Raw genomic sequence first — 13451 nt, forward strand, 5'->3', positions numbered from 1 at the left:
GTCCAGGTCGACCAGGGGCAACATGTCCGGTGTGATCCGTGTGCAGTCGGCGGGAATGAGGTTGGCCGGCACCACGATTTCGCGCACGCCGCCTACGGCCGCCGCCAATGCCGCCAGCGTTGGCTGGCCGAACAGCACGCGGACATCGGCAGCCAGGTCGATCTGGCGCATGCGCTCGACCAGCTTCACTGCCAGCAGCGAATGGCCGCCCATTTCAAAGAAATGGTCATGACGGCCGACCTGCTCCACCTGCAGCAGGTCTTGCCAGATCCGCGCAATCGCTGTCTCGACCTCGCCTTGGGGCGCCTCGTATTCACGGGTCACCACCGAGGACTGGTCGGGCACCGGCAACGCCTTGCGGTCCAGCTTGCCGTTGGTGGTCAGCGGGAATACCGTCAACATCACGAACGCGCTGGGCACCATGTATTCCGCCAGGGAACCCAACAGCTCGGCGCGCAGTTCGGCGGCCGACGGTGGCTCGCCCTCTTCGGCAATCACATAGGCCACCAGGCGCTGGTCACCCGGGGTGTCCTGGCGCGCCAGGACCACGGCTTCACGCACGCCGTTGCAGGCGGCCAGCTTGGCCTCGATCTCACCCAGTTCGATACGGAAGCCGCGGATCTTCACCTGGTCATCGTTACGCCCCAGGTATTCGATACTGCCGTCCGCCAGCCAGCGACCCAGGTCGCCGGTCTTGTACAGGCGGGCGTTCGGTTCTTTGCTGAACGGGTTGTCAAGGAAGCGCTCGGCCGTCAGTTCATCGCGATTCAGATAACCGCGGCTCACACCCGCGCCGCCGACGTACATTTCGCCGACCACACCGACCGGTACGGGTTCGTGTTGTGCGTCGAGCACGTACAACTGCAAGTCTGGGATGCGTTTGCCGATGGGGCTGACACCGGTCAGTTGGGCGTCGGCCGCACACAGTGCACGGTAGGTCACGTGCACGGTGGTTTCGGTGATGCCGTACATGTTCACCAGTTGCGTGCGGGCGTTGGCTTGACGAGCGTACCAAGGCTTGAGGATCCCGGTTTCCAGCGCTTCGCCGCCGAAGATCACTTGCCGCAGGCTGTGGTCCAGGTCGCTCTCGCCCTGGGCCGCGATCAACTGGCGGAACGCGCTCGGCGTCTGGTTGAGGATGGTCACCCCGGCTTCGCACAGCAGCGCATAGCAGTATTGCGGGGAGCGGCTGACCAATTGCGGCACCACCAGCAGGCGGCCGCCCTGGGTCAGCGCGCCCCAGATCTCCCAGACCGAGAAATCGAAGGCGAAGGAATGGAAGAGCGCCCAGACGTCCTGCGGGCCGAAGTCGAACCATGGCTGGGTGGCCGAGAACAACCGCGCGACGTTACGGTGCTCGACCATCACGCCCTTGGGCAAGCCAGTGGAACCGGAGGTATAGATCACATAGGCCAGGTGACTGGCCCCAAGGCCCGGCACATCCGGGTTATGCCGTGGCTGCTGCTCCATTTCGCAGTCTTCGAGCGGATCGAGCAGTACGGTCGGCACGCTCAATGGCGGCAGGGTTTCACGCCATTCCCGTTGGGTCACCAGCGCTACCGGGCTGCTGTCGTGCAGCATGTAGGCAATGCGTTCGGCCGGATAGGCCGGGTCCAGCGGCACGTAGCCCGCCCCCGCCTTGAGGATGCCCAACAGGCCGACAATCATGTCCAGGCCGCGCTCGACACAGATCGCCACCCGGTCATCCGGACGAATACCCACGGCCAACAGGCTATGGGCCAACTGGTTGGCGCGGGCATTGAGCTGGCCATAAGTCAGCGTCTGTTCTTCATGGACCACCGCCATGGCGTCCGGCTGGGCCATTGCCCAGGCTTCGAACTGACGATGGATCAGGGCGTCTGCGGCATATTCGGCATCCTGGGTGTTCCAGGTTTCCAGCAACTGCCGGCGTTCGGCTGGCGGCAGGACCGTCAAGGCGTGCAGCGCAGTGTGTGGCGCTTGCTCCAGGGCGGTGACCAGGCTGTCCAGCGCCATCTGCATGTAGCCACAGATGCGTGCGGCACCGATCGAGGTTTCGACCAGGGCCGTGAGGGAGAAACCTTCCCCCAGGTCGTCGACGTTGAGGGTCAGCGGGTAGTTGGTGCGCTCGTCACCACTGAGTGCCTCGATCCCGTTCCAGGCCGAGAGGCCATCCTGGGTCACCTCGGCGGCGCTATGGCGGTAGTTGAGCAAGGCGCTGAACAGCGGCGTCGGTGCCGCCACGCCACTGCAACGCTGGGCCAGCGCCAGGGAAGCATGTTCATGGCCCAGCAGGTCTGTCAGTCGGGCGTGGGTCGCCTTGACCCCGGTACGAACATCCTGGGTGCCCACGTCCACGCGCAACGGCAAGGTGTTGATGAACATCCCCAGCGCCCGGTCGGCCCCTTCACCGCCCTGCATCCGGCCCAGCAATACCGTGCCGAACACCACATCCGGTTTGCCGGACACTTTGCCCAGCACTTGTGCCCAGGCCAGGTGCACCAGGCTGGCGGCACTGACGCCCAATTGCCTGGCCTGGGCCCGCAGACGCCTGGACAGCATGAGATCCACCGGCTCGCGGATCTCATCGATGCCATGGCCGTCCCCCTGCACATCCTGCAAGCCGAAGGGCAGTGTTGGCTCGTCGATATCGCCGAGCATGTCGCGGAAGAACGCCTCGTGTTCCGCCTCGCTCGCCCCCAGTCGTGCCTGGGCCACATAGTTGCGATAAGGCATCGCTTCGCCCAATCGCTCGCCTTGCCCCAACAGGTGCAGCTGCATTTCATGCTGCATCACATCCAGCGCGGTATGGTCCAGCGCCATGTGGTGGAACAGCAGGATCGCCACCCAGCGGTCCTGGGCTTCGTCGCGGCTGTAGACCAGTTGCAACATCGGTGCACGGCGCAGGTCCAGGCGGTAGTGGCGCGCATCGAAGCGGCTCGCCAGTTGCGTGGCGACGTCACCGGCCGTGGCGTCGGCTTCGAAGCACTGCGGCTCCAGCTTCGCGTGGCGCCAGACCAACTGCAGCGGTTCGTCCAGGCCTTCCCAGGCCACGCTGGTGCGCAGGATGTCGTGACGGTCGATCACCACCTGCAACGCCCCGACGAATGCCTCGAAGCGTTCGAGGCTGTCGAAGGCGAACTGCGACTGGAGCACGTAGGGGTCGCCCTGTTCGGCGGCCAGGTGGTGATAGAGAATGCCTTCCTGCAACGGCGCCAGCGGGTAGATGTCCTGTACGTTGCGCGCACCGCCCGGCACCGTCGACACCAAGCGATCGATCGTGTCCTGGGTCAGATCGACCAGCGGCAGCAGCTCGGGCGTGATGTGCTCGCACTCGGCCGGGATGCGGTTTTCCGGCACGCTGATTTCCTTGCCGCTGCCGATGGCGGCCGCCAGCGCCGCCAGGGTCGGCTGGCTGAACAGCACCCGCACGTCGGCGCTCAAACCAACCTGGCGCATGCGCTCGATCAGGGTCACCGCCAGCAGCGAGTGGCCGCCCAGTTCGAAGAAGTGGTCGTGACGACCCACCTGTTCGACCTTGAGCACCTCGGCCCAGAGCCGGGCCAGGGTCTGTTCCACTTCGCCCTGCGGGGCTTCGTATTCGCGGCTGGCGTAGGCGTCCGCGTCCGGCGCCGGCAAGGCACGGCGGTCCAGCTTGCCGTTGGCGGTCAATGGGAAGGATGGCAACACGACGAAGGCGCTGGGGACCATGTACTCGGCCAGCGTGCTCGCCAGTTGGCTGCGCAGGTCGTGCACCGACAACGTGGCCCCCTCTTCAGAGATCACATAACCCACCAGGCGTTTGGGTCCGTTGTCGTCCTGGCGCGCCAGTACCACGGCGTCTTTCACCCCGGCACATTGGCCCAACCGGGCTTCGATCTCGCCCAGTTCGATGCGGAAACCACGGATCTTCACCTGGTCGTCGTTACGCCCCAGGTAATCCACGGCGCCGTCGGCACGCCAGCGCGCCAGGTCGCCGGTGCGGTAGAGCAAGGCCGCCGGATCGGCGCTGAACGGGTCGGCGACGAACTTCTCGGCGGTCAGCTCGGGGCGGTTCAGGTAACCAAGGGCTACACCGTCACCACCGATGTACAACTCGCCCGCCACACCCACCGGCACGGGTTGCTGATTCGCATCCAGCACGTAGACGCGGGTGTTGCCAATCGGATGACCAATCGGGATTCCGCCCTCGCCCACGGTTTGAATTTCATAGGTGGTCGTGAATGTCGTGGCTTCGGTCGGGCCATAGCCGTTGAGCAGATGCTGCGGCGCACCGTCTTTCAAGACCCGAGCGATCACCGCCGGATCCAGCACGTCGCCCCCCACGATCAGGTAGCGCAGTTGTTTGAACACCGGCAGCATGCCGTCGGCGTACTGGTGGAACAGCCCGGCAGTCATCCACAGCACACTGACCGACTGCTCGGTCAACAGCGCGGCAAAATGTTCCCGGGACAGCAGCACGTCCTGATCGACCACCACCACGCAACCGCCGTTGAGCAGTGGCGCCCAGACGTCCAGGGTGCTGGCATCGAAGGCCGGGTTGGAGGCAAACGCCACCCGATCCCGGGCGTTGAAATCCGCATAACCGTTGTTGATCACCAAGCGGTTGATCGCCCGATGCGGCACCAGCACGCCCTTCGGTGTGCCGGTAGAGCCCGAGGTGTACATGATGTAGGCAACCGCTTCGGCGCTCTGGGTCAGGTCAAGGTTCGTGCACGCGTCCTCCAGCGCCACGCAATCCAGGTCGACACGCACAGGACCTCGCGTCGCGGTCGTAGCACTCAGGGTCAGCAGTACCCGCGCCCCGCTGTCTTCGATCATGAACTGCTGGCGATCCAGGGGCGCGTGGATATCCAGCGGCACAAAGGCGGCGGCACATTTGAGCACTGCCAGTTGGCTGACCAACAGTTCAAGAGAGCGCTCCAGCAAAATCGCCACGCGCTCCCCCGCCTGTACGCCCAGGCCGACCAGATGACGGGCCAGGCGATTGGCCCGCTCATTCAGTTCGGCGTAGGTCAGGCTGTGCTCGTCATGCACTACCGCCAGCGCCTCGGGATTGGCCTGTACCCGTGCCTCGAACAGACCATGGACGGTCCTGTCCTGCGGATAGCTGCGGGTCGTGGCATTGAATTCCACCAGCAGTTGGCGGCGCTCGGCCGACGGCAGGACCGATACGCTGTTCAATGGCGTCTGTGGCGCCTGCTCCAACGCAGACACCAGGTTCTCCAGCACCACATTCATGTAAGCGCAGATCCGCTGCGCGCCGATCTGCGGCAGCGCCAGCGCGGTCAGGTGGAAATCTTCGCCCAGGTCGTCCACCGACAGGGTCAGCGGGTAGTTGGTGCGCTCTTCGTTGCTCAGGATCTCGATGCCGTTCCAGGCCGCCAATGCATCGGCCGAAGTCACATCCGCGCTGCTGTGCCGATAGTTGAGCAAGGCACTGAACAGCGGCATCGGCGCGACCACGCCGCTGCAACGCTGGGCCAGGGCCAGGGACGCATGCTCATGACCCAGCAGGCCGGTCAACCGGGCATGTGCGGCCTTGGTACTGCCGCGCACATCCTGGTCGCCCACGTCCAGCCGAAGCGGCAAGGTGTTGATGAACATGCCCAATGCATGTTCGGCACCGTCCCCCCCCTGCATCCGGCCCATCAATACAGTGCCGAATACTACGTCCTGTTTGCCGGACACCTGGCTCAATACCCGCGCCCAGGCCAGGTGATGCAGGCTCGCCGCACTCACGCCCAACGTCCGGGCCTGAGCCTGCAGACGGCGACTCAGGTCTGCGCAAAGGTGCAACCCGGCCTCCTCGATATCGCTGCCGTCGCCGCGCACATCCTGCACACCGAAGGGCAGCGTCGGTTCGTCGATGTCGCCGAGCATGTCGCGGAAGAATGCTTCATGTTCCTCGCGGCTGACACCCAGGCGAGCCTGGGCCACGTAGTTACGGAAAGGTGCCGCTTCACCCAATTGATCGCCCTGGCCCAGCAGATGCGCCTGCATTTCATGGCGCACCACTTCCAGTGCCGTGTGATCCAGTGCCATGTGATGGAACAGCAACAGCGCAACCCAGCGCTGGTTGGCCGGGTCATGGGCAAAGGCAATGCGCATCAGCGGTGCCTGTTGCATGTCGAGACGGTAATGCAGTGTGTCGAAACGCTCGCGCAGCTGTCTGGCGATATCCCCCGCCTCGGCGGCCAGTACCACCTCCTCGACCGCCAGCTGCGCTTTGCGCCAGACCACTTGCACCGGCTCGTCCAGGCCTTCCCAGACCACCGACGTACGCAGGATGTCATGGCGATCGATCACCGCCTGCAGCGCATGGGCAAATGCGTCCAGGCGCCCATGGTCGGTGACGGTGAACGTCGCCTGCAACACATAGGGGTCACCGGTGGCCGCTGCAATGTGGTGGTAGAGAATGCCTTCCTGCAACGGTGCCAGGGGGTAGATGTCTTGCACATTGCGCGCACCACCCGGCACCGTCGCGACGATGCGGTCGATGGCCCGCTGGTCCAGAGCGACCAGCGGCAGCATCGACGGCGTGATTCGAGTGCTCCCCAGCAGAATCCCGTTGTCCGGCACCTCGACATCGCGACCGCTACCGACCGCCGCGGCCAGCGCCATCAAGGTCGGCTGACCAAACAGCACACGGATGTCCGCCGACCAGCCGAGCTGGCGCATGCGCCCGATCAGGCTGACAGCCAGCAGCGAATGGCCGCCCAGCTCGAAGAAGTGGTCGTGACGACCCACTTGTTGCAGGCCCAACAGGTCTTGCCAGATCTGCGCCAGGGCGATTTCGGTCTCACCTTGTGGAGCTTCGTAGCCGCGAGTGATGAGTGCATCGTGTTCCGGCGCTGGCAAGGCCTTGCGGTCGAGCTTGCCATTGGGGGTCAGGGGCAGTGCGTCAAGCTGCACGTAGGCCACCGGGACCATATAAGCCGGCAGTTGCGCTTGCAGGTGGCGGCGCAGGGTTTCGATGTCCACCGTTTCTGACTGGGTGAAATAGGCGACCAGACGCTTATCGCCCGGCACGTCTTCGCGGGCCAGCACCACCGATTCTTTCACAGCATCGTGCCGGGCGAGCTTGGCTTCGATTTCGCCCAGTTCGATACGGAAACCACGGATCTTCACCTGGTCGTCGTTGCGACCCAGGTATTCGATGTTGCCGTCCGGCAGGTAGCGGCCCAGGTCGCCGGTCTTGTACATCCGGGCGTTTAAGGCACTGCTGAACGGATCCTTGAGGAAGCGTTCTTCGGTGAGGTCATCGCGGTTCAGATAACCCCGAGCCACACCCGCGCCACCGATATAGATTTCACCCGGAACGCCCAGCGGTACCGGTTGCTTGTGTTCATCCAGCAGATAGAACTGGGTATTCGCGACCGGCTTGCCGATGTGGGCGCTAAACCCGTCTTCACGAGCCATGGACACCCAACTGGAATAGGTCGTGGTTTCCGAAGGACCATAGAGGTTGCACAGGCGCTTGACCGAAGTCTGTTCGAACAGCGCCTCCACCAGGCTGCGCTTGAGGGCTTCACCGGCCACGTTCACCGTGTCCACGCCCTCACCCAGCCCACCGGATTCCAGCAACGCCTTGAGCGCCGACGGCACGGTGTTGATCAGGGTGATGTCGTGCTCGCCCTGCTGCAGTTCCAGCACATTAGTGACCACCTCAATGCTGCCGCCCGACGTCAACGGTGCAAAGCACTCGTACACGGCCAGGTCGAAGTTCAGCGAGGTCGAGAACAAGGTTTTCGACAGGGTCTGGGCATCGAACGAACGATGGGCCCAGGTCAGGAAATTCACCGTGTTGCGGTGTTCGATCATCACGCCTTTGGGCAAACCGGTGGAACCCGAGGTGTAGATCACATAGGCCAGATGGGACGAGGTCAGCTCAGGCACCTGCGGATTCGAGACGGACTCGTCCTGCCAGAGACCACTGCCCAAATCAATCACCGGCATCGAAGCACCGGCCAACAACCCCACTGTCGCCGCCTGCACCAGCACCACCGCCGGCGCACTGTCCTCCAGCATGTAGGCAATCCGATCCGCCGGATACGCCGGATCCAGCGGCACATAACCGCCACCCGCCTTGAGGATCGCCAGCAGGCCGATCACCATGTCGAGGCCACGCTCGACGCAGATCGCCACCCGCGAATCCGGCCGCACGCCCTGCCCACGCAGGTAATGCGCCAATCGGTTGGTTTGTTCATTAAGCTCGCGATAGCTCAGGCGCTGCCCGCCATGCAGCACCGCCAGTGCATCCGGCGTACGCTGCACCTGCTCCTCGAACAGCCCGTGAATCGTCTGCTCCAGCGGATACTCGGCATCGGTGGCGTTGAACGCCACCAGCAATTGCTCGCGCTCCGTTTCCGGCAGAACCGGCAGGCGATACAACGCAGCCTGCGGCGTCTGCTCCAGCGCCTCCACAAGTTTTTCCAGGGACGTATGCATGTAGCCGCAGACCCGCTGCGCGCCAACCTGCGCTGCTGCCAGTACCGTCAAGCGCAAACCGCTGCCCAGGTCGTCGACGTTCAAGGTCAGCGGATAGTTGGTGCGTTCTGCGCCATCCAGGGCATGGATACCTTGCCAAGCATTCGTCGCCTGGGCCGAAGCCGCACCCGCGGCGCTGTGTCGGTAGTTGAGCAAGGCGCTGAACAGCGGCAACGGCGCCGCCACGCCGCTGCAGCGCTGGGCCAGTGCCAGGGAGGCATGTTCGTGGCCCAACAGCGAAGTCAACCGGGCATGGGTGGCCTTGACGCCCGCACGCACGCCCTGGTGTCCGACCTGAATCCGCAACGGCAAGGTGTTGATGAACATCCCCAGGGCACGATCGGTGTCGGCACCGCCCTGCATCCGACCCATCAGCACCGTACCGAATACCACATCCTGCTTGCCGGATACCTTGCCCAGCACCTGGGCCCAGGCCAGGTGCGCCAGGCTGGCGACGCTTACCCCCAACTGACGGGCCTGGGCCCGCAAACGCAAGTCCAGGGAAGCCTCCACCGATTGCTGGGCTTCTTCGATGCCATGGCCATTGCCCTGCACATCCTGCAAGCCGAACGGCAATGTCGGTTCGTCGATATCGCCGAGCATCTCGCGGAAAAACACCTCATGTTCTTCACGACTCATGCCCAGGCGTGCCTGGGCCACATAATTGCGATAGGGCACCGCGTCAGCCAGTTGCCCGACGTCGCCCATCAGATGCGCCTGCATCTCGTGCTGCACCACTTCCAGCGCCGTGTGGTCGAGTACCATGTGATGGAACAACAACGTCGCAACCCATCGATGATTGGCGGCATCCTGTCCATAGGCCAAGCGCATCAGGGGGGCCTGGCTGACATCCAGGCGATGGTGTCGCGGGTCGAAGCGCTGCTGCAACTGTGCCACGGCATCCCCGGCGGCCGGATCGAGGTCGACCGCTTGAACGTGCAGCTTCGCCTCGCGCCAGACCACTTGCACCGGCGACTCCAAGCCTTCCCAGACCACACTGGTCCGCAGGATGTCGTGACGATCGATCACCCCCTGCAACGCCTCGACGAACGCATCGAGCCGCTCGCGGTGATCGAAGGCAAACTGCGACTGCAAGACATACAGATCGCCCTGTTCGGCCGAAAGATGATGGAAGAAGATGCCTTCCTGCAGCGGCGCCAGCGGATAGATATCCTGCACGTTGCCCGCGCCGCCCGGCACCGTGTCCACGATGCGGTCGATGGTTTGCTGATCCAGCTGGACCAGGGGCAGCATCGGCGGCGTGATCCGCGTGCAGCCCGGCAGGATGCCGTTGTCCGGTACCTGGATTTCGCTGCCGCTACCCACCGCTGCCGCCAGCGCCATCAAGGTCGGCTGGCCGAACAGCACGCGCACGTCGGCGTTCAGACCGACCTGGCGCATCCGCCCGATCAGGCTGACGGCCAGCAGCGAGTGGCCACCGAGTTCGAAGAAGTGATCGTGACGGCCGACGCGCTCGACCTTGAGCAGGTCCTGCCAGATCTGCGCCAGGGTGGTTTCAACTTCACCTCGGGGGGCTTCGTAGCCGCGGGAGATGACCGAATCCAGGTCGGGGGCCGGCAGGGCCTTGCGGTCGAGCTTGCCGTTGGGGGTCAACGGCATGGCATCAAGGCGAACGTAGGCCACGGGCACCATGTATTCCGGCAATTGCCCTTGCAGGTGGCGGCGCAGGGTTTCGAGGTCCACCGCTTCTGACTGGGTGAAATAGGCGACCAGACGCTTGTCGCCGGGTACGTCTTCGCGGGCCAGCACCACGGCTTCTTTTACCGATTCATGCCGGGCAAGCCGGGCTTCGATTTCCCCCAGTTCGATGCGGAAACCACGAATCTTCACCTGGTCGTCGTTGCGCCCCAGGTATTCGATGTTGCCATCGGGCAGGTAGCGGCCCAGGTCGCCGGTTTTGTACATCCGGGCATTTGGAACAGCCCTGAATGGATCTTCCAGGAAGCGTTCAGCCGTCAGATCATCACGATTGAGATAACCGCGAGCGACCCCGGCACCGCCGATGTAGATTTCACCCGGCACGCCCAGCGGCACCGGTTGCTTGTGCTCATCGAGCAGATAGAACTGGGTGTTCGCCACAGGCTTGCCGATGTGCGCGGCAAATCCGTCTTCACGAGCCATGGACACCCAACTGGAATAGGTCGTGGTTTCCGAAGGACCATAGAGGTTGCACAGGCGCTTGACCGAAGTCTGTTCGAACAGTGTTTCCACGAGACTGCGCTTGAGCGCTTCACCGGCCACATTGACCGTATCGACGCCGTCGCTCAGCCCACCGGATTCCAGCAACGCCTTGAGCGCCGACGGCACGGTGTTGACCAGGGTGATGTCGTGCTCGCCCTGCTGCAGTTCCAGCACATTAGTGACCACCTCGATGCTGCCGCCGCTGGTCAACGGTGCAAAGCACTCGTACACGGCCAGGTCAAAGTTCAGCGAGGTCGAGAACAAGGTTTTCGACAGGGTCTGGGCATCGAACGCACGATGGGCCCAGGTCAGGAAATTCACTGTGTTGCGGTGTTCGATCATCACGCCTTTGGGCAAACCGGTGGAACCGGAGGTGTAGATCACGTAGGCCAGATGGGACGAGGTCAGCTCAGGCACCTGCGGATTCGAGACGGACTCGTCCTGCCAGAGCCCGCTACCGAGATCGATTACCGGCATCGTTGCATCGGCCAACAGCCCAAGGGTCGCCGTCTGAGCCAGCACCACCGCCGGCGCACTGTCCTCCAGCATGTAGCCAATCCGATCCGCCGGATACGCCGGATCCAGCGGCACGTAACCGCCACCCGCCTTGAGGATCGCCAGCAGGCCGATCACCATGTCGAGGCCACGCTCGACGCAGATCGCCACCCGCGAATCCGGCCGCACGCCCTGCCCACGCAGGTAATGCGCCAGACGGTTGGCCTGCTCGTTCAATTCAGCATAAGTCAGGCGCTGCCCGCCATGCAGCACCGCAGCAGCCTCAGGCGTGCGCTGCACCTGTTCCTCGAACAGCCCGTGAATGGTCTGTTCCAGCGGACACTCGGCGTCAGTGGCATTGAACGTCACCAGCAGTTGCTCGCGCTCCGCTGCGGGCAGAATCGGCAAATCGGCCAACAACGACGCAGGCGCACACTCCAGCGCCTGGGCCAAAGTTGCTAGCGCCGTTTCCATATAGGCACAGATCCGCGACGCGTCGATCCCGCTCACCGCCTGGACGGTCAGGCTGAAGCCTTCGCCCAGATCGTCCACCGAGAGCATCAGCGGGTAGTTGGTCCGCTCTTCGCCACCGAGCACCTGGATACCGTTCCAGGCAGACACCGCTTCGGTCGACGTCGCGGTGCCGGTGTGGCGGTAGTTGAGCAAGGCGCTGAACAGCGGCGCGGGTGCAGCCACGCCGCTGCAACGCTGGGCCAAGGCCAAGGAGGCATGCTCGTGGCCGAGCAATGCGGTCAACCGTGCATGGGTCGCCTTGACCCCGGCGCGTACATCCTGCCCGCCAATGCTCACCCGCAGCGGCAAGGTGTTGATGAACATGCCCAAGGCGCGGTCGCCGCCTTCGCCGCCCTGCATCCGCCCCATCAGCACGGTGCCAAACACCACATCGTCCCGGCCCGACACACGGCCCAGCACCTGCGCCCAGGCCAGGTGAACCAGACTCGCTGCACTCACGCCGAGCAGACGCGCCTGGGTCCTCAAGCCCAGACTCAGGCTGCTGGCAAGTGTCAGTGTGGCTTCCTCGATGCCCGGCCCTGCGCCCTGCACCTCTTGCAGGCCGAATGGCAGGGTCGGCTCATCGACATCGCCCAGCATATCGCGGAAGAACCCTTCATGGGCTTCAGCGCTGATGCCCAGGCGCACCTGTGCCACGTAGTTGCGAAAAGGTACCGGCTCAGGCAAGTCATCGGCCCGGCCGAGCAGGAATGCCTGCATCTCGTGCTGCACCAGCTCCAGGGCTGCATGGTCCAGCGCCATGTGGTGGAACAACAGAATCGCCACCCAGCGGTTGTTAGCCCGGTCTTCAGCACAGACCAGGCGCATCAACGGCGCTCGACCCACGTCCAGACGGTGGTGTCGGGTATCGAAACGCTGATGCAGTTGCCACTCGATATCGCCCTCGGCCGGATCAAGCACCAGCTCTTCCAGCGCCAGAGTGGCCTCGCGCCAGACCACTTGCATCGGTTCCTCCAACCCTTCCCACACCACCGAGGTGCGCAAGATGTCATGGCGATCGATCACGCCTTGCAAGGCCTGGAGAAAATCGTCCAGGCGAGCCCGCTGGCCTGCTCCGAACAAGGTCTGCAACACATAGGGATCACCCTGTTCTGCGGCAAGGTGATGGTAGAAAATACCTTCCTGCAATGGCGCCAGCGGATAGATGTCCTGGACATTGCCGGCACCACCGGGCACGCCGTCGACGATCCGGTCGATCTGCTCCTGAGTCAGGCTCGCCAGCGGCAACATGTCCGGTGTGATGCGAAACGCCGGGCTCAACCAGTCGCCACCGTTTCTCTCCACCAGGGCCAGCAGTTCATGCTTATGGACGGCCAGACTGTCCCAAACCGTGCTCTCCAGCCCTTCGTCATCGCCCTCGATCACAAGGTTTTCGCCATCCTGCTGGAGACGAATCGGGTGCTTGGAAAGCGCTGCCATCAGTTCGCTGAATTGCATCGAAGGACCTGCTTTTCTGGTTCGGAGTGGTTGACGATCAATGTGGTTTTCAAATACGGCGTGTCGCCTGGACGCGAGGATTGGCGGTGGACGGGCCGATCACCGCGTGCGGGCCAATGCAATGAATATCGTCATGTTCAACCGAAGGAGATCCGTCTCCTTACAGGCCAAAAAAAATTAGAGCATTCGGTAGGGCATGTCTGTCATGGGAAGCAGGGACAAGTCCCGGCAACGAGCGGGCGGATGCCAATCCTGTGGGAGCGAGCCTGCCCGCGATGGCGTCATGCCGGCAGACAGGCGCTCTCCCATCGGAC

1 protein-coding gene (running past one end of the window) is annotated in these 13451 nt (G+C 63.7%); it reads right to left on the reverse strand.

Annotated features, from left to right (window positions below; genetic code table 11):
• Positions 1-13137, reverse strand: the start of a protein-coding gene (locus ACMTA2_RS31555) for a non-ribosomal peptide synthase/polyketide synthase (RefSeq protein WP_490166885.1). It extends 17760 nt beyond the left edge of the window; the window shows 13137 of its 30897 coding nt (coding positions 1-13137); it begins with the start codon at positions 13135-13137; its stop codon lies off the left edge, out of view.
• Between the last annotated feature and the right edge of the window lie 314 nt (positions 13138-13451).

This window comes from Pseudomonas medicaginis, assembly GCF_965119365.1.
Lineage (GTDB): Bacteria > Pseudomonadota > Gammaproteobacteria > Pseudomonadales > Pseudomonadaceae > Aquipseudomonas.